This window comes from Cryptosporangium sp. NPDC048952, from assembly GCF_043197895.1.
Lineage (GTDB): Bacteria > Actinomycetota > Actinomycetes > Mycobacteriales > Cryptosporangiaceae > Cryptosporangium.
Genome location: NZ_JBICTY010000003.1, coordinates 1,243,639 through 1,262,069, shown reverse-complemented (window position 1 = coordinate 1,262,069; position 18,431 = coordinate 1,243,639). Strand labels below are relative to the sequence as shown.

At 71.1% G+C, this 18,431-nt stretch carries 16 protein-coding genes; 12 read left to right on the top strand and 4 right to left on the bottom strand.

What is annotated here, in order from left to right:
* The first annotated feature begins 50 nt into the window (after positions 1-50).
* The 3 genes from ACGFY5_RS21960 to ACGFY5_RS21950 are packed head-to-tail and all read left to right on the top strand — an operon-like array spanning position 51 to position 4,408.
* Positions 51-1,580, top strand: coding sequence for a tetratricopeptide repeat protein (locus ACGFY5_RS21960; protein WP_392722313.1), 1,530 nt, complete (start codon positions 51-53; stop codon positions 1,578-1,580).
* Positions 1,577-3,289 (top strand): High-affinity nickel-transporter, encoded by a 1,713-nt coding sequence (locus ACGFY5_RS21955; RefSeq protein ID WP_392722311.1) that lies wholly within the window; start codon positions 1,577-1,579, stop codon positions 3,287-3,289. The genes ACGFY5_RS21960 and ACGFY5_RS21955 overlap by 4 nt, the downstream gene beginning before the upstream one ends.
* Positions 3,290-3,316: 27 nt before the next feature.
* Positions 3,317-4,408, top strand: coding sequence for an FAD-dependent oxidoreductase (locus tag ACGFY5_RS21950; protein WP_392722310.1), 1,092 nt, complete (start codon positions 3,317-3,319; stop codon positions 4,406-4,408).
* On the opposite strand, the gene ACGFY5_RS21945 is transcribed toward ACGFY5_RS21950, so the two are convergent.
* Entirely contained in the window at positions 4,395-5,237 is an 843-nt protein-coding gene (locus ACGFY5_RS21945) for an MBL fold metallo-hydrolase (protein WP_392722308.1), read from the bottom strand. The two genes, ACGFY5_RS21950 and ACGFY5_RS21945, sit on opposite strands and share 14 nt — an antisense overlap.
* Positions 5,230-5,766: a winged helix-turn-helix domain-containing protein gene (locus ACGFY5_RS21940; protein WP_392722306.1), complete on the bottom strand. Its 537-nt coding sequence runs from the start codon at positions 5,764-5,766 to the stop codon at positions 5,230-5,232. The genes ACGFY5_RS21945 and ACGFY5_RS21940 overlap by 8 nt, the downstream gene beginning before the upstream one ends.
* Before the next feature lie 136 nt (positions 5,767-5,902).
* Between ACGFY5_RS21940 and ACGFY5_RS21935 the strand changes: the two genes are divergently transcribed.
* The 6 genes from ACGFY5_RS21935 (at position 5,903) to ACGFY5_RS21910 (ending at position 14,516) form a co-directional block, all read left to right on the top strand.
* Positions 5,903-6,394, top strand: a complete 492-nt coding sequence (locus tag ACGFY5_RS21935; RefSeq protein ID WP_392722305.1) for a hypothetical protein — start codon at positions 5,903-5,905, stop codon at positions 6,392-6,394.
* On the top strand, positions 6,394-7,782 hold the full coding sequence (locus ACGFY5_RS21930; RefSeq protein WP_392722303.1) for a hypothetical protein: 1,389 nt from the start codon (positions 6,394-6,396) through the stop codon (positions 7,780-7,782). The genes ACGFY5_RS21935 and ACGFY5_RS21930 overlap by 1 nt, the downstream gene beginning before the upstream one ends.
* On the top strand, positions 7,779-9,182 hold the full coding sequence (locus ACGFY5_RS21925; RefSeq protein WP_392722301.1) for a VWA domain-containing protein: 1,404 nt from the start codon (positions 7,779-7,781) through the stop codon (positions 9,180-9,182). The genes ACGFY5_RS21930 and ACGFY5_RS21925 overlap by 4 nt, the downstream gene beginning before the upstream one ends.
* Before the next feature lie 13 nt (positions 9,183-9,195).
* Positions 9,196-10,323: an AAA family ATPase gene (locus tag ACGFY5_RS21920; protein ID WP_392722300.1), complete on the top strand. Its 1,128-nt coding sequence runs from the start codon at positions 9,196-9,198 to the stop codon at positions 10,321-10,323.
* On the top strand, positions 10,320-13,319 hold the full coding sequence (locus tag ACGFY5_RS21915; RefSeq protein WP_392722299.1) for a hypothetical protein: 3,000 nt from the start codon (positions 10,320-10,322) through the stop codon (positions 13,317-13,319). The genes ACGFY5_RS21920 and ACGFY5_RS21915 overlap by 4 nt, the downstream gene beginning before the upstream one ends.
* Before the next feature lie 357 nt (positions 13,320-13,676).
* Positions 13,677-14,516 carry a hypothetical protein gene (locus ACGFY5_RS21910; RefSeq protein WP_392722298.1) on the top strand — a complete coding sequence of 280 codons (840 nt, stop codon included), beginning with the start codon at positions 13,677-13,679 and terminating at the stop codon, positions 14,514-14,516.
* Between the two features lie 164 nt (positions 14,517-14,680).
* Here ACGFY5_RS21910 and ACGFY5_RS21905 read toward each other — a convergent pair whose 3' ends face one another.
* Positions 14,681-14,905, bottom strand: coding sequence for a hypothetical protein (locus tag ACGFY5_RS21905; RefSeq protein ID WP_392722296.1), 225 nt, complete (start codon positions 14,903-14,905; stop codon positions 14,681-14,683).
* 212 nt (positions 14,906-15,117) lie between these two features.
* Between ACGFY5_RS21905 and ACGFY5_RS21900 the strand changes: the two genes are divergently transcribed.
* The gene (locus ACGFY5_RS21900; protein WP_392722294.1) at positions 15,118-16,029 is read left to right on the top strand and encodes a helix-turn-helix domain-containing protein; all 912 of its coding nucleotides are present in this window, start codon (positions 15,118-15,120) and stop codon (positions 16,027-16,029) included.
* Positions 16,010-16,228: a DUF397 domain-containing protein gene (locus tag ACGFY5_RS21895; protein ID WP_392722293.1), complete on the top strand. Its 219-nt coding sequence runs from the start codon at positions 16,010-16,012 to the stop codon at positions 16,226-16,228. The genes ACGFY5_RS21900 and ACGFY5_RS21895 overlap by 20 nt, the downstream gene beginning before the upstream one ends.
* Before the next feature lie 166 nt (positions 16,229-16,394).
* On the opposite strand, the gene ACGFY5_RS21890 is transcribed toward ACGFY5_RS21895, so the two are convergent.
* Entirely contained in the window at positions 16,395-17,555 is a 1,161-nt protein-coding gene (locus tag ACGFY5_RS21890; RefSeq protein WP_392722291.1) for a thiolase family protein, read from the bottom strand.
* 98 nt (positions 17,556-17,653) lie between these two features.
* Between ACGFY5_RS21890 and ACGFY5_RS21885 the strand changes: the two genes are divergently transcribed.
* On the top strand, positions 17,654-18,424 hold the full coding sequence (locus ACGFY5_RS21885; RefSeq protein ID WP_392722289.1) for an SDR family NAD(P)-dependent oxidoreductase: 771 nt from the start codon (positions 17,654-17,656) through the stop codon (positions 18,422-18,424).
* Positions 18,425-18,431: the final 7 nt, after the last annotated feature.

The following is an 18,431-nucleotide window of genomic DNA, read 5'->3' as shown; positions in this document are numbered from 1 at the left end:
CGCCGCCCGTGCTCCATGCGGGCGGCGGCACCTGTCGCGAGGAGACCCGAATGACCCGCACGGCCGCCACCGAGGCGTCCTCCGCTCCGGCCGCCGACTCACCGGCCGCAGCGGACTCCTCCCCACCGGCGGACGTCGCAGCGGCAGCCGCGGCGCCGACGCCCCCCGACGCGTCAGCGGCCGGCGCCACGCCGGCGGGCGCTACGCCCGCCGCCTCGTCGGCCGATGCGGCGGGCGGCGCTTCGGCGCCGGATGCGGCCGCGGCGGGGCGGTTGGGGCGGGTAGTGCGGGGGGTCGCTGTGGTTGCGGCGCTCGCCGCGGTGATCATCGCCGTGGGCGGCGTGCTCGGGCACCGGGACACCCCGTCCACTCCCGAGGCGGCGGCCCCCGCACCGAAGCGGGACTCCTCCGCCGCACTCGACGCATCGATCTCCTCCACACAGGAACGACTGCGCCGCCTCCCCCACGACTACGTCGCCTGGGCCGCCCTCGGCGGCGCCTACCTCGAAAAATCCCGCATCACCGCCGACCCGACCTGGTACGCCAAGTCCCAGGGCGCCCTCCAGCGCTCGCTGAAGGAGCGACCGAACCCCAACCCGGCCGCCCTCACCGGCTTGGGTGCACTCGCCAACGCGCGCCACGACTTCGCCACCGCCCGCACCCACGCCCTCGCCGCGCTGAAGCAGAACCCCTACAGCGCCGACGCCTACGGCGTGCTCGCCGACGCCGAAACCCAACTCGGCCACGCCGACGCCGCCACCGCCGCGGTGCAACACATGCTCGACCTCCGGCCAGCCCTGGCCGCCTACACCCGCGCCTCCTACGACCTGGAACAACACGGCAAGAACACCGAGGCCGCCGCACTCATGCGCCAGGCCCTCACCTCTGCCGTCGACCCCGCCGACGTCGCCTTCTGCCGCTACCAACTGGGCGAACTCGCCTGGAACAGCGGCGACCTGACCGCCGCGGCCCGCGAATACCAGGCCGGCCTCGCCGCCTCCCCCGACTACCTTCCGCTCCTGCAGGGCACCGCAAAGGTCGCCACGGCACGCGGCAACCTGAACGCGGCGATCACCAGCTACAAGACCCTGACCCAGCGCTCCCCCACCCCGGGCTACCTGCTGGAATACGCGGAGCTCCTGCAGGCTGCGGGCCGCACCGCCGAGGCCGGCGAACAGCTCGCCCTCGCCGACGCAGCCGGCCAGCTGTTCGCGGCCAACGGCGGCTCCGACGACCTCACCACCGTCTCGCTGGCCCTCGCCCGCGGCAAGCCCACCGAGGCGCTGGCCGCCGCACAGCGCGAGTGGAAGCGGCGCCAGTTCGCGGACGTCGCCGACGCGATGGCCCAGGCACTGCATGCCAACGGACGGGACGCCGAGGCACTCCGGTACACCCGAAAGGCGTCCGCGCTGGGCGTCCGGAGTGCGCGTTTCCAGTACCACCAGGGGGTCATCCTGGCCGCGCTCGGCCGACCCACCGAGGCGCGCCGCGCCCTGTCGGGCGCGCTCGCTCTGAACCCGCACTTCTCACCGGTCGAGGCCCCTGCGGCCCGGCGCGCCCTCGCGGAGCTTCCGTCATGAACTTCCTTCGGACGTCGTTGAGCCGCTTTCTCGTGGTGGCGTTGGCGCTGGGGGTGGTGCTGGTGTGGTCGGCGGACCCCGCGGACGCCCACCCGCTCGGCAACTTCTCGGTGAACCAGCTCGAGGCGATCACGTTCCGGGCGGACCGGGTCGACGTGGCGGCCACCGTGGACACGGCGGAGCTGCCGACCCTGCAGGAGAAGTCCGCAGTCGACCGGGACGGCAACGGGACGGCGTCGCCGTCGGAGCTCGCCGCGTTCGCGGCCTCCTCGTGCGACGGGCTCGCTGACGGGTTCGCGGTGCGGGTCGGGGGCGCGGCGGTGCCGTGGAGCGTGTCGTCCTCGTCGTTCGCGTATGTGCCGGGATCCGCGGGCCTTTCGACTTCTCGCCTGACCTGTGCGTTGACCGGGCCGGCGTCGCTCGGGTCGGCCGTTTCCGTGGACGTGCGGAACGCCTACCGGACCGACCACGTCGGATGGCGGGAGATCACCGCGGTCGGGGACGGCGTCGGGCTGGTGGACTCACCGCTGCCTGTTTCGGACGTCAGCGACGGTTTGCGGGCCTACCCCGCCGACCTGTTGAGCTCGCCGCCGGACGTGCGGTCGGCGTCGTTCTCGGTGCGGCCGGGGGCGTCGAGTGGGTCGTCGGTCGAGGTTCCGGCCGTGACCGACGGGTCGTTCGTCGCGCGATGGACGGCATCGGCGGACGCGGTGTTGCGCTCGTATGTGGGGCGCGAGTCGCTGACGCCGACAGTGGGGTTGTTGGCTGTGCTGCTCGCACTGGCGCTGGGTGCCGGGCACGCCGCGCTGCCCGGTCACGGCAAGACCGTGATGGCCGCGTACCTGGCCGGACGCCGCGGGCGGCGACGGGACGCGGTGGTCGTCGGGGCCACGGTGACGGCCACCCACACCGGCGGTGTGCTGCTGCTCGGGTTGGTGCTCACCACCGTGGCGGGGTTGGTGGGCGAGATGGTGCTCGGCTACCTCGGCGTGGTCAGCGGCCTGCTGGTGGCCGCAGTAGGCATCGGCATGCTCCGCGAAGCCCACCGCCGCCGCACCCACTCCCACTCGCACGACCACGGGTCAGCCGGCGAGGAACACGAGCACGCTCCGCAGCGCGAGCCGGCCCTCGTGGGCGCGGCCCACCCGCACGCGGCCGAGCACGCGACCCACACGCACGCGGCCCACGACCACGCAGGCGCCACGGCCCACGTGCACGAAACCGAGATCGAGCACGTGCACACGCACGAGACCGACCACTCGCACTCGCACTCGCACGAGGCGGGTCACTCGCGCGGGCATGGTGAGGGGCACACGCACTCGCACTCGTTCTTCGGGGGGCACTCGCACGGGCACGGGCATTCGCACGGGGACGCGAAGCCGAGTCGGCTCGGGCTGATCGGGATCGGCATCGCGGGTGGGCTGGTCCCGAGCCCGTCCGCGCTCGTGATCCTCCTCGGCGCGATCGGCCTCGGCCGAACCTGGTTCGGCGTCCTGCTGGTGATCGGCTACGGCCTGGGCATGGCCGGCGCCCTCACCGCAGCCGGCCTAGCCCTCATCGTCCTGCAGGAACGCGTCACCCGCTGGCGCCGCTGGGAACGCATCCCCCACCTCGCCGCCCGCTGGTCCGCCGCAGCCCCGCTGGCCACAGCAGGCCTCGTACTGGTCGTAGGTCTGGGCCTGGCCGGCCGCTCCCTCCTCGCGGTATGACCTTGCCCGGCGGCAGACAATGACGGCGTGCCGAACTACGACGTCGCAATCGTCGGCGCGGGGCCGGCCGGATCAGCCACCGCGCTGCGCCTGGCCCGCACCGGCGCACGGGTCCTCCTCCTCGAACGTTCACACTTCGAACGCCCCCGAGTAGGTGAGTCCCTCTCCCCCGACATCAACCCACTGCTCCACGACCTGGGCATCGAACTGACCGGAGCCCAGCCGGCCTACGGCATCCGCAGCCACTGGGGCGGCCCCGCCGCGAACTCCAACCTGTTCAACCCGTACGGCACCGGCTGGTACGTCGACCGGGCCGCCTTCGACCGCCACCTGGCCGAGAGGGCCGCCGCAGCCGGCGCCGACCTCCGCGAGAACACGGCCTGCCTGAACGTCGTCCACGACGTTTCTTGGACGCTCACCCTCGCAACAGGCGCAACCACAACCGCAACGACGCTGGTCGACGCCACGGGCCGCACCGCCCGCATCGGCCGCCAACTGGGCGCCGAGCGGATCGCGTTCGATCGGCTGGTCGCGGTGACCGCGTTCGTCCCGGCGACCGACCCGGGCGGCTTCGGCCTGGTCGAGACCGTGCCCGAAGGCTGGTGCTACTCCGCCCCGGCCGGCGCCGGGCGTCTCGTCGCCATGGTTCTGACCGACGCGGACCTGGGCCGCGACGCCTCCCTCACCACCCCGGAGCGCTGGCGCGCCACCCTGGGCCCGGAGACCGCGGCGCGCCTGGCCGACGCCGGGATCACCGACCTCCACGTGGTCTCCGCCGCCAGCCAACGCCTCCACCGCCCGACGATCGACGCGGCGTGGCTCGCGGTGGGTGATGCGGCGATGGCCCAGGATCCGATCACCGGTACGGGCGTGGTCCGGGCGCTGCGAGCCGCGAAGTCCGCCGCCGAAACGGTGCTCGGCGGCGAGCCACTCCGAACCGGTCCCGTTCCGCCGGCCCCCGGCACGCCCGAACGGGACCGCTTCGCGGCGTACGAAACGGCCCTCGACCGCGAGACCACCACCTACCTGCACCGCCGCGCCACCTACTACGCGGCCGAAACCCGCTGGCCCACCGCCCCGTTCTGGCAGCGACGCCTGCGCACGCTCACCGCGAGATGAGCTTGTGCACCCGTGCTCGCACCAGGAGCCGCAGCATGTCCCGCGTCGGGGGCCGGTTGTAGACGATGAAGTCGTCGTACCGGAACACCCCCCGACGCGGCCCGATCGCCAGCATCGCGTCCCGCACCGCCACCAACCGGTCCGGCGCCATCGGCAACGGACGCTCGTCGGGCTGCGACACCGCACCGAGCGGATAGTCCTTCCCCGGACGCCGGCTCATCTCGACGTGACAACCCCGCACCGACGTCACCGGCTCCCGCGCCGCGAACTCCACCAGGCGCTGCATCGTCGCGAGGAAGGCGTCGGTGTCGTCGACGTAGAGGCGGCCGGGCAGCACCGTGTCACCGGTGAGCAGGAAGCCGGTCCACGGGTCGAAGATCGTGATCGACGCCCGGTGATGTCCCGGCGAGCCCAGCACCGTGAGCACGCGGCCACCGAGATCGAACGTGACCGAGCCCTCGGGCCAGTCGGCGCCGAAGCCGAAGAACTCCGTCACCGCGTCGAGTTCGCGCCCGACGACGACGGTACCGGGCCGGTCACGGAACTGCTCGTCCGCCGCGACGTGGTCACAGTGCCCGTGGGTGTGCGCGACCACGAGCCCGTAGTCGGCGCGAGGGTGCGTCTCCAGCCAGGCGTCGATCAGCCCGTCGACGGTCGCCCGCAGGGGGAACAGCGCCGGGTCCTCCGTGGCGCCGGTGTCGAGTAACAGCGCACGCTCCTCGCCGAACAGCAGGTACAGGAACGGCGCTTCGTAGTGGACCGACTTGCACTGGCGCAGGATCACCGTGTGCTCGTCGTGGGCTGTCACCTGGATCGGCGTCTCAGTCATCGGACTCCCCTTCGACGGCGGGATCCGGCAGCGGGGTCGCTGCCAGGAAGAATCGGACGTGCCGCTGCTCGGGCCCGGCGGCTTTACGGGCGAGATAGGGCGCGAGCAGGTCCAGCCACGCGCGACGCAGTTCCGCGGCTTCCTCCGGCGTGACCACCGCCAGTGCGCTGACCGGACCGCCGTACGCGGTGTCGGTGGCGTCCAGAATGGACCGCATCTCGCGCTCCACCACCAGGCGCTCGAGCTCGTGCCGGACGACGGGATCGTGTTCCGACCCGACCCGAATGGTGGGCGCGGCGTCCGGGAGGCGCCACCGCCGCTGCCGCTTGTCGTCCCCCGGCCCGCCGTCCTCGATGAAGCCGTACTTGGCCAGCTGCCGGAGGTGGAACGAGCAGTTGGCCTGCGGGGTGTCGAGGTAACGCCCGCACTCCGCGGCGGTCGACGGGCCGTGCGCCGCCAGCGTCTCGAGCAGATCGAGGCGCAGGGGGTGCGTCAGCGCGCGGATCGCCCGGGGGTCGGTCAGCTCCATACGTCAAAGGTATCTTTGGCTTTCCAAGAAGTCAAAGCTTTCTTTGGGATCACACCAGCCACTCGCGAAACTGTCGCAGGCGTGCGATAGGAACTGAGGTGCCCCCGGCTCCGAGCAACAACGGAGGTCACCCCTCGTGCAAGCCCGAAGTACAGCAAGGGTTCTCCCGCCCGTCCGGCCGCGGAAGCTGGCCAAGGTTCCGTTCGTGGAGCTGGCCGACGGCCGGTTGCAGGGCGTCGTGTCGAGCGGCTCCGACATCGAGCGGGTGTACGTCTCGTCGATCGTCGCCGGCACGCTCACCTACCACTGCAGCACGAACAACAACCGGCCCTGCGGCGGTCTGCGCGGCCACCCGTGCAAGCACCTGCTGTCGCTGGCCGACGAAGCGGTGCTCCAGTACGGCTACGAGCGGGTCGGCCGGTACCTCGGCGTCGACCTCGTCGAGGTGCCCGACGAGCGCGCCCTGATGCACAACCTCGGCGGACACGAGGCGTCCGCGGCGGCCACCGTGTTCAGCCGCTTCCTGCGGCACCTCGCCTACCTCGAGCTGCCCGAATCCACCGAACCGCTCCCCGAGCTGCAGTGGTTCCCTTCCCGCACAGACGATGCTGCCGGGGCGGTGCGCTGATGCTCGCGACGCAGCTCGCCGCGCTCGTCGACGGCGAACCCGTCGGTGTTCCGGAGGCCGTGGAGCTGGTCGCCGGTTTCGACGCCTGCCTGGTCTCCGGTTTCGGCCGGCTCGGTGACGACGGAGCCGCAGCACTTTCGGCCCTGGCCGCCGGGGTCGCCGTGACACCGCTGGGCGAGCGTGCCGCCGAGGCCGCCGCCAAGCTCGCGGCCGGTTCGGTCGCCGACGAGCAGCTCACCGTGCTCGCCGCGGCGCGATCGGCCCTGTTGGGTGCCGTGCACGACGGGCTCGTCGACCGCGTCGACAGCGCGCTGGGCCGCACCCGCACCGAGTGGACCGACAGCGCCGGATCCCCCGACGCTCCCCGCAGCCTGCTCGAAGGTTGCCGCTCCTGGCTGCGCGAACTGGCGATCACCGGCTGGCGCGGCGTCGACCACGACCTCGTCTCGTCGTCCTCCCAGGTCCTCGAAGCCATGCTGGTCGACCCGCGGTTGCGCCGCTTGGCGGTGCTGATCGACGGCCTCGCGGCTGAGCTCCGCGGTTCCGCACCGATCGCGACGATGGACGAGGTTCCCGAGCGTCGCTGGGCCGACCTCTGGTCCCGCGCGATGCTGCTCTGCCAGGCAGGCGGTTGGTCCGCCGGTGCGGCCGCAACCGTCTCCGGTCGGTTCCTCCTGCTCGGTGTCGACGTCACCGAGCACGCCACCGCCGTCCAACTGCAGGTGCACGGGCTGCTCGAGGTGCGCGGCGAGACCGCACCCCGGCTGGTGCGCACGAGCGTGGCGTCCGCGAAGGTCGACACGATCGTCGGCCCGGCGATCTGGCCGCTGTTCGAGGCGCACCCGGTGCTGATCGCCGCACTGACCGACCGGCGCGCGATCGAACTCACCGACGCGACGCTGCTCGCCGGCGGTGACCTGGTCTGGGCCGACGACCGGGCCGCGCCCGGCGAGGAAGCCGACCCGTTCGCCACCGCGCGTCTGCATCTCGCGGGTGCGACGGCTGCGGCGGCACCGCCGCTCGACCGGCACCCGGTACGCCTCGGCGAGCCCGTCCTGGTCGAGGGGTACACCGTCGACGGTGACGCCCTGGTGCTCGACGGGCACCGCCTCGCGCTGGACGTCGATCGTCTGCCGACGTTGGGCCCGCTGACGCCGGAGCTGGTCGCCGGCTCCACCGCGTGCCTGGGCCTGCTGCGGTGGGACGCCGGGCAGTGGGCGCTGCAGCCGCTGGCGATCGTCGCGACGGTGAAACGCAAACCGGTGCCGATGCACGTGGGTGACTGGGCGTCCGGCCCCACCGATCCCAAGGTGGCGAAGGCGGTGAAGGCTGCCGGTGACACGGTCGCGGTACTCCGCGAGCGCGCGGGCCGGCTGCTCCGCACATGACCGCCCCCATCCCGCCCGCCGCGGAGTCCGCCGGCGCGGAGTCGGCCGGCGCGGAGTCGGCCGGCGCGGAGTCGGCCGGCGCGGGGTCGGCCGGCGGCGCGGCTGATGCGAATCGGCGGCAGGTTTTGTACTGGCGGATGCTCGCGCGGATGTTCGATCCGGCCGAGCAGCCCACGCTCGAGACCGCGAGCGCGGCGGTCGTCGACGACATCGGCCTGCCGGTGCAACTGCTCGACCCGGGCGTCTCGATCGACACCGTCCTCCAGCGCTTCCCCGAACTCGCCACCGAGATCGACGGCGTCATGAAGCCCCCCGAGGAGGAGACCCGCGACACCGAGGCCGAGGTGCGCCGCGCCGCAATCGTCTCGAAGCTGCTGCTCAACGTGTTCTCCACCGGCACCGGCAACGTCACCGCCGGCCAGCTGTCCGCCTGGCAGCAGGACGCCGGGTGGCTGGAACGGGCGCTCGGCCACGAACCCGGCGGCCTCCGCGGCGGCTCCGAGGAGAACGGCCTCGGCGAGACGCTCGGCGAACTCGAGGGCGACCTGATCAAGCGGATGGCCCTGCGTGAGGTGCTCGCCGACCCCACCCTGGCCGCGAAACTCACGCCGAGCATGTCACTGGTCGAGCAACTCCTGCGGGACAAATCGAACCTGTCCGGCGTCGCGCTCGCCAACGCCAAGTCGCTGATCCGGCGCTACGTCGATCAGGTCGCCGAAGTACTGCGCACCCAGGTGGAGAAGGCCACCGTCGGTGCGATCGACCGGTCGATCCCACCGAAGCGCGTCTTCCGCAACCTCGACGTCAACCGCACGATCTGGAAGAACCTCACCAACTGGAACCCGGACGACGAGCGCCTCTACGTCGAGCGGCTGTACTACCGGCAGACCGCCCGCAAGACGACGCCGTCGCGGCTGATCGTGGTCGTCGACCAGTCGGGGTCGATGGTCGACTCGATGGTGAACTGCACGATCCTCGCGTCGATCTTCGCCGGGCTCCCCCGCGTCGACGTGCACCTGATCGCATTCGACACCCGCGCGATCGACCTGACGCCCTGGATCCACGACCCGTTCGAGACCCTGCTGCGCACGAACCTCGGCGGCGGGAACGACGGACCGGTCGCGATGGCGATGGCCCGGCCGAAGATCGCCGATCCGCGCAACACCGCGATGGTGTGGATCTCCGACTTCTACGAGTTCGACCGCTCGCAGCCCCTGTTCGAGGGCATCCAGGCCGTCCACCGGTCCGGTGTGAAGTTCATCCCGGTCGGGTCGGTCACCAGCTCCGGCAGTCAGCAGGTCAACCCGTGGTTCCGCGACCGCTTCAAGAACCTCGGCACGCCGGTCGTGTCGGGGCGGATCGACAAGCTCGTGTTCGAGCTCAAGAACTTCCTCACCTGAAGGGCCTCGACAGATGAACGACATGCTCCGCGCCCCCGCCGAGGTCAAGTACGCGGAGGAGCTCGACTGGCTCGAATCGATCGACGACGGCCCGAAGCCGTTCTCGTGGCGGCTCTCGCCAAAGATGGTGCGGCTGTTCGTCCTGGGCGCCGAGCGGGCCGACGGGCTCGACCGGCCGGTCGCGCAGAAGTGGTTCGGTGACCGCAGTTTCGTCGAGCGCAGCATCGTGACGCTGGCGTCCGACCGCGGGTTGCTGCTGATCGGGGACCCCGGTACCGGCAAGAGCTGGCTCGCCGAGTTGCTCGCGGCGGCGATCTCGCGCAATTCGACGCTGGTCGTGCAGGGAACAGCCGGCACCACCGAGGACCACATCAAGTACTCGTGGAACGTGTCGCAGGTGATCGCGAAGGGGCAGTCGCCCGAGTCGCTGATCCCGTCGCCGATCATGACCGCGATGCAGCGCGGGGTGATCGGGCGGTTCGAGGAGCTCACGCGCACGACTTCCGACGTGCAGGACGCGCTGATCTCGATCCTGTCGGAGAAGTACGTGTCGATTCCGGAGTTGGCTGGGGACACGGTCGACTCGAACAGTATTGTTTTCGCGCAGCCCGGGTTCTCGATCATCGCGACCGCGAACAGTCGTGACCGGGGGGTCAACGACCTGTCGTCGGCGTTGAAGCGGCGGTTCAACTTCGTGCGGATCCCGGTCGTGACGAACAAGAAGAGCGAGGCGGAGATCGTTCGGTTCCGCACGGTGGAGCTCTTGCGGCGGCACGAGATCGAGCTCGACGTCCCGCCGACGCTGCTCGACATCCTGCTGCAGAGCTTCGCCGATCTACGTGCCGCGGCAGCCTCGGCCACCAGCGACGACGAGAAGCTCGAGTCGTCGCTGTCCACGGCCGAGCAGATCGGCGTGCTGGAGGACGCGATCCTGCACAGCCAGTTCTTCGGTGACCGCTCGCTGCGGTCCGAGACGCTCGCCCGGTCGCTCGTCGGTTCGCTGGCCCGGCGTAGCCCCGAGGACCTCGCGATCCTCAACAAGTACTGGCACGGCACCGTCGAGAAACGCAGCAAGTCCGACGCCGGCGAGTGGACAGGCTTCCTCGAGGGCGGCCGCGAGGCGATAGCGACCCTCTCGTGACCCCCACTCCCGACACCCACCCGACCGTGGAGCCCGCCGCCGCTGTCCCGTCCGCCGCCGCTGTCCCGTCCGCCGCCGCAGGCGCCGCGTCCGCGGACGCCGCTGCCGCGGACAGCGCGGTCGCCGTCGTCGCCGCGGGCGGCGCGGCAGCCGGTGGCGCCGCGGGCGGGGCGGCAGCCGGTGGCGGCGCGGGCGGGGCGTTCGCGTCGCTTCGTGACCAGCTCACCGGGGCTGCGGAGGCCTTCGCCGGCAGTCGCGGCGACCTCGGCGGGATCCTCACGGGGCTCGTGGATGACGTCGATCGGGCGTTGCGGGAGCCGTTGGAGATCTTTCCCGTGTGCCACCACTCGCCGGCGTCCGCCCTGGCGATGGTGCAGCGGCTGCGCAAGAAACAGCCCCGGGTGATCTACCTGGAGCTCTGCGAAGACCTCCAACCCCTCCTCATCGAGCTGCGCAACTGCAAGCTCCCGGTCGCGCTGCAGGCCTTCGCATCGGAACTGGACGGCCACCCGGAAAACTGGGCACCGCTCTCGATTGTCGCGCCGATCACCGCTGCCTCGGCCGAGTACCAGGCGATCGCCTACGCCCTCGAGACGCCGGGCGTCGAGCTCGTACTCGTCGACCGGTCCACCGACCACGTCTTCCAGTGGCTCCCACGAGCGCCGAAGTCCCCGGAACACAACGAGGAAAGCCTCCACGGCGACGCCGTAGGCCTCGAAATCGGCGACCTCCGCCCCGGCTTCGCCGAACTCGAAGAACACCTGCTGCACCACGGCAAGGTCCGGCACTGGTCCGAATGGTGGGACCAGTACGTCGAGCAACCCCTGGTCGGCGCCGACTACGACACCTACCGCCAGGTGATGGTCCTCATCGGCAGCCTGTTCCGCCGACTCCGCCCGCCCGACGCCGCGAAGCACGACCGGGACGAGGACCGCGAACGCTACATGTGGACGCGCATGCGCGAGCACTTGGCGCGCACGGGCACCGACCGGTCCCGTGCCCTCTACATCTGCGGCGCGTTCCACGCCGCGAGCCGCGTCGAGGAGTTCGGCGTCGATGCCGCACCCACCGACTTCACGATCACCGAACGCACCGCCACCAAGTGGCTCTACGGCCTGATCCCGTCCAGCCACTCCGCGATCGAGTCCCAGTTCGGTCTGGCACCGGGCTCGGTGTCGATCGCGGCGGCCACCTGGCAGAAGTCGGTCTCGAAGACCGGCGCGAAGCCGTTCACGCTCGGCGGCAAGGGCGCCCGCTCCGAGCGGGCCCTCGCCGACAAGAAGCTCGCGGCGAGCCCTCCCACCCCCGCTCAGACCGAGATCGCGCTGCGCCGCGCGAAGCCCCCGACCACCGTCGACAAGCTCTCCGGCTTCCTCTCGCAACCACCGAAGCTCGACGACCGCGACGAGGCCGAACTGCTCGGCTGGTGCGTCGACATCGTGCGCCTGGCCCGCCGCAACGGTTACCTGTCCAGCACCGCCGACGCGATCGCGATCTTCGAGACGTCGATCCTGCTGGCCGGGATGCGCGGCCGCGCCCGCCCGACGCCGTACGACTTCCAGGACGCCGCGATCACGTGCATCGAGAAGGACAGCGTGCCGGGGCGTCGCGACGTCCAGCGGCTCTGCGAGATCCTGCTCGGCGGTGACCGTATCGGCAGCGTGGGGTACTACTCGCTGCCGCCGCTGGCCCGGGACGTCTACGACCGGTTGGAGCCGCTCGACCTCAACCTGGAGGCGCGCACGGTCCAGCGGGCGCTGCTGGATCTGGGCGCCCGCCCGGAGCTCGCACCGGCGTCCCGGCTGCTCTGGCGCCTGCGTTACCTGCTTCCGTCCGGCGCCGTCCGCCCGATCATGGGTGAGCGCCGGCTGGGGGAAAGCGCCCCGCTGCAGGAGAGCTGGGACCTCGCGATCGGCAAGCACCAGCGTGAGCTGATCGAACTCGGCTACGAGGGCGTCGCGATCGAGCAGGTGCTCGAACAGCGGCTGCGCCAGGCCGTCCGGGCGCCCGAGGCCACGGCGGCCACCGCGCTGGCAGCGGTCGAGGACGCGATCCTCTACCTCGACAGCCCGACGTTCGTGAACGAACTCGGCGCCCGCGCGGTCGAGTTGCTCGCTGCCGAACGCACCGTCGACGACGCTCCGGCGGTGCTGCGTCGGATCCGGCGTCTACTGGCGCACTACCGGGCCACGGAACCCGACCTGCCCCAGTGGTGCGAGCAGTTCGTCACCGCCGGATACGCGCACTACTGCACGCTGCTGCCCACCGTGTTCGTGGACGAGCAGACCGGTGTGCGGCAGGTCGCGGCGATGCTGGGGTTCCTGTTCAGCCTGGAGAGCCTGGCGTTGACGCTCGGCTGTGACCGGGCCCAGTTGGAGCTGGCCGTGGCGCAGTCGCATCCCGAGGCACCGTCGAAGCTCGCGCTGGTCTGGGCAGCGAAGGTCCAGCTCGGCGCGCTGACCCGGGCGGAGCTGCGCACCCGCTGCGACGAGCTGCTCGACAACCCGCTGGTACTCCCGGCGTTCCCGCAGTACCTGAGCGGGTTCGTGCAGGCGCTCGAGCCCGTGCCGAACCTGGCGCCGTTCGTCGTCGAGGTGCTCTCGAAGGCGTTCGGGCGGCTGCCCGACCCGGTGCTGCTGCCCTGGTTGCCGTCGCTGATCACGACGCTCCGCGAGCAGGCGGGCGAACTCGTGCCGACACTGGTCCGCGAGGCGGGCCGCACGTTCCCGGGCACCCTCCCCGCGCTCGACGCGTTCACCCCACCCTGGGAAGCACCAACCGCACCCCGATCGGCCCCCGCGCCGGTCGCCGGCGGCCCGGTCGCCGACCTACTCACCGCCCACCCCACCACCACCGACGCCCTGGCCGCGGTGCTGGGCCTCGAACCGGCCTGGCCCGATCCCGGCGCGCCGGGTGGCCCCGACCCAGCAGTGGCCGCGCTACTCAGCGCGTACCCCGATCCGGCCGTAGCACTGGCGGAGCTGCTCCCCGCGTGACCTCCACCGGCTGTTCCAGGGCTCCGGCGCGCACGGCAAGCAGGCGCTGACGATCATGATGGGTACGGCTGCAACGCAACGCTGAAGGTCCTCAAGCGGGCCGTGATGGCCGCGCCGGCGGGCGCGGTGATCTGGATCAGCTGACGCTGGCGGCGAGCGGTGCCGGGCCTGCCGGTGTGCTGATCGACGCCTACCGTACTGACGCAGGTCGGCGGCTGGACCGTGCTGACCGCCGTCAACCTGACGCTGCTGCCGCTGGGCCTGGGTGTCCTGGCCACGTGCACCACGGCGACACTCGCCCGGCTATGAAGCGGCCTGCGCAGGGAACCGATCCGCGCGCGCTACCGTCTCATCATCATGGTTGCGAAGCGGATTTTTCGGTCAGCACTGCTCGGAACGGTGCTCGTTGCCTCGGGCTGCGGGACCGTCGCCACCGCCGAGGTGGGCGCCTCGGAGAGCCCGGCGCCCTCCGACGAGCTCGTGCTGCGGGTCGAGGCCGTCGGCGGGTTCACGCCCCCGAGCTGGACCTACAGCCGGATCCCGATGGTGAGCATCTACGCCGACGGCCGCGTGATCACCGAGGGCCCGCAGGTGACGATCTATCCGGCGCCTGCCCTGCCGAACCTGCAGGTCAAGACACTGCCCCAGAGCAAGGTCGACGATCTGGTCAGCAAGGCGCGCGAGGCAGGCGTCGGGACGAGCACCGACTACGGGCAGCCCGGCCTGGCCGACGCGACCACGACCCGGTTCACTCTCGTCGAGGATGGCAAGAAGGTCACCAGCGAGGTCTACGCGCTGAGCGAGACCCGTGAAGAGGACCCCGCGCTGACCGCGGCCCAGCGGGAGGCCCGCGACCGGATGCGGACGCTGCTCGGCACGCTCCGGCAGCCGCGGGGCGGCGACGAGACGTCGTACGCGCCGTCGTCGGTCGCCACGATCGTCAGCGCCTACACGGCCCCCGGCGAGGAGACCCCGCCGCCCGCCCGCGCCTGGCGCGGCGCCGCGCTGCCCGGCCCGGTGGTGGGCCCGGCCGACCTGCACTGCGTCACCACGACCGGCGACGCACTGGCGAAGGTGCTCACCGACGCCGAGTCCGCGAACGTGCAGACGCCGTGGACGTACGACGGCAAGCAGTGGTCGGTGTCGTTCCGTCCGCTGCTCCCCGACGAGAGCGGTTGCGACTCGCTCGGAAAGTAACGGTGAGCAGGTAGCCCCGTCCCGCCCCGAACGGAGCTACCTGTCACCCGCCTCTGTTGCGATCTGACCGGCCGTCGGGCCGGCTTCCGCGATCCCGCCGGCCGTCAGGCCGGTTTCCGCGATCCCGCCGGCCGTCAGGCCGGTTTCCGCGATCCCGCCGGCCGTCAGGCCGGTTCGCGCAGCTCCTCGTCGGAGCCGATCTCACCGCGCGCCTCGGCCTGGAGCACGAGCTCGGCCCAGCTACGGCGGTAACACGGCCAGTCGCCGGGATAGACGTGCGTGGCCGACCAGCAGTATCCCGGGTTCGCCGTGTCGATCACGTGCTCGGCGATCAGAGCCCGCGCGGTCACTACGTCGTCCCGGACGTAACTGCGGTGCCAGGCACCCATCGACGCACGCTCCCACTGTCCATATCAGACACTCGTTGAACGGTATCGACCGTTCCGGTGTTCACGGGGCTGGACCGTGTCCTGAGAATGAACGGCAAATCTACAGAGCGCAAGACTCAAACTGCTCCGACGCAATACCAGTTCTCGTACGCAAAACGCGGTCCCAGAATGCAAGACTGCAACGGGACGCCTAACCCGAAGGGACGTCTTTCGTGGACGAAGTCAGCCCCACGCTCGCGCGGCGCATGCTCCTCTCGACTCTGCAGCGCCTCCACAAAGCCGACGGGCGTTCCACCGATGTGATCGGCACCGAGGTGGGGGTCGACGGGTCCACGGTCGCCCGCTGGTTGGCCGGTGGGAAACGAAAGCTCCGGGCACACGAGATCCGTGGGCTGTGCGACGCGTACGGCGTCGACGAAGACACGAAGAACCAACTCGTGCGGTTGGCCCAGGATGCCGGAAGCGCGGGCGTCACCCAGCGCCTGTCGTGGTTCGCGACGTACCAGTTCGGCATGTTCCTCGACCTCGAGCGCGACGCGCGGCGCGTCGTCACGTTCGAGTCCACTGTGGTGCCCGGCCTGCTGCAGACCGCGGGCTACGCCCGCGCCGTGATCCTCGCCGGTGCTCCCGGTGCCGGTCTGAGCGAGGCCGACGTCGACGAGCGCGTGCAGTTACGCCTGGACCGCCAGGCAGTGCTGCGGCGCGACCGGCCGGTCGAACTGCTGGCCATCCTCGACGAGGCAGTGCTCCGGCGTCCGATCGACGACCCGGACGCCATGCGCGCGCAGCTGGCGCACCTGCTCGAGGCCAGCGCGCTGCCGAACGTCACGATTCAGGTTCTTCCTTTCTCGGCCGGTCCGCACGCCGCTGCGGCGACCGGCCCCTTCGTCCTCTTGTCGTTCGACCATCTCGGGGACGCTCCCGGGGAGATCGCCTACGGCGAGAATCCTGCCAACGCCCTGTATATGGAGACACAAGAGGAAACGGACCGGTATCAACGCGTTGTTGATTATTTGGTAGGGCAGGCACTGAGCCCGACCGCTTCAGCGGAGATGATCGCCGGTGCGATGCAGGAGTACGGAGCCGAGAAGGAGGAGAAGAATCATGAGACCGCCCGAACCTGAATTGGACGTCAACAGAGCCCGTTGGCGGAAATCTGCCAGGAGCGGCACGAACGGCAACTGCGTCGAAGTAGGAACCGGCGTGGGAGCGATCGGCGTGCGGGACACCAAGGACCGGGGCCACGGCCCGGTGCTGGCGTTCAGCCGCCCGTCCTGGCAGGCGTTCCTGGAGGGTTGCAAGGCAGGCGAATTCAGCCTGTAGTCCGCCTGTTCAGACGAGGGCGGCCGACCCATCCGGCGCTTGGGTCGGTCGCCCTCTGCGCGTGTATATACCCAGGCGGTAGCCCGAGTCCATCGTCGACGGTAGGCGCGTGTCGAACCCCGACGGGCGCGGGCGCCGCGCCCACGGGTCCGGTCCGCCGCCGGCGCTAGACCTCGATGACGAGGGCGCCGCCCTGGCCGCCACCGGCGCACATCGCGGCGACGCCGATGCCACCGCCGGTGCGGCGAAGTTCGTGCACGAGCGTGGTGACCATACGCGCGCCCGACGCGGCGATCGGGTGTCCCAGGCTGCAGCCGCTGCCCGAGAAGTTCACGCGTTCCTCGTCCAAATCGAAGTGTTTGCAGGCCGCGACGGGAACCGAGGCGAAGGCCTCGTTGATCTCCCACAGCGCGACGTCGCCGGTCGACAGACCGGCGCGGTCCAGCACCTTCGAGATCGCGGACAACGCACCCGCGCCCGTGCGCTTCGGGTCGACACCGACCGACACCCACGCCCGCACTGTCGCGAGCGCCTCGAGCCCTGAGTCGGCACCGGCCACGGTGACCGCGGCCGCGGCGTCGTTCGTGCCGCTCGCGTTGCCCGCGGTGATCGAGAACCCCTCGATCTCCGGGTGCAACACCTTCAGCGACGCCAGCCGCTCGGCGCTGGTGTCGCGCCGCGGGTGCTCGTCGACGGCGAACTCGACGACCGACCCGTCGAGCGTGGCGACCTTGATCGGCACGATCTCGTCGACGAACTTGCCGGCGTCGATCGCCGCGACCGCACGCTGGTGCGACCGCAGCGCCCACGCGTCCATGTCCTCACGCGAGAGCCCGAACTCCTGCGCGGTGTTCCACCCGACGGTGATCGACATGTCCGTGTTCGGCGCCTCGGCCGTGTTCGGGTGGGTGCCGGGGTACCACGGCTCGACTCTGTCCACAGTGACCGGAACGCGCCGGGTCAGCCGCGGGGAAAGCGACGACGCCTGCACTCCCCCGGCGACGACGACCTTCTCCATGCCGCTGGCGACGCCGGCCGCAGCCAGGCCGATCGACGACAGGCTGCCGGTGCAGTGCCGGTTGACCGCGAGCCCGGGCACCTCGGTCATCCCGGCGACGACGGCCGCGTACCGCGCGAGATCGCCGCCGCCGTAGAGCGATTCGGCGAAGATGACGTCGTCGACACGCTCCGGGTCGACGCCGGAGCGGCGCACGGTTTCGAGCAGGATCGCTGTCGCGAGGTCCTCGGCGGGCGTCTGCGCCAGCGTTCCCTTGCGGGCGGTGCCGATCGCGGTCCGGGCTGCGCTGACGATGACGGGCTGAGCCATGGCGGAACCTCTCCTCCTGGGCGGATCCTCCTTACTGTAGCGCTTACCGGTAAGCCAACAGTAGGCTGCGGAGAGCGTCCAGTTCAAAGGAGAGACACGTGGAGCTGACCGGATCATCTGCCCTGGTCGTCGGTGGCGCAGGGGGCTTCGGTGCGGCCACGGTGCGCCGTCTTCACGCGGCCGGTGCGCGCGTCGTCATCGCCGACCTCGCCGAGGACAAGGGGAAGGCGCTCGCCGCGGAGCTGGGCGAGAACGCGCTCTACGTGCACACGGACGTGACCAGCGAGGAGTCGGTGGACGCGGCGGTGACGTCGGCCGTGGAGCTCGGGCCGCTCCGCACGAACGTGATCGTGCACGGTGGGCCTGCGGCCGGGAAGCGGATCGTGAACCGGTCCGGCGAGCCGTACCCGGTCGCGACGTTCCGGCGCACCGTGGAGATCTTCCTCGTCGGCACGTATCACGTGCTCAGCAAGGCCGCGGCGGCGATGTCGCGGAACGAGCCGCTGGAGTCCGGTCAGCGGGGTGTGGTGATCACGACCGCGAGCATCGCCGGGTTCGAGGGGCAGGTCGGGCAGTCGGATTACTCCGCCGCGAAGGCGGGGGTCATCGGCATGACGTTGACCGCGTCGCGTGACCTGGCGGTGGCCGGGGTGCGGGTGATGTGCATCGCGCCGGGGGTGTTCTTCACGCCTGCGTACGGCTCGATGACGCGGGAGGAAGCCGAGGCCCGCTTCGGCAGCAACATCCCGAACCCGAAGCGGCTCGGCGACCCCGACGAGTACGCGCGGCTCGCGCTGTCGATCGTCGACAACGACTACCTGAACGGCACGACGATCCGGATCGACGGGGCGCAGCGCTTCAACATCTGATTACAGT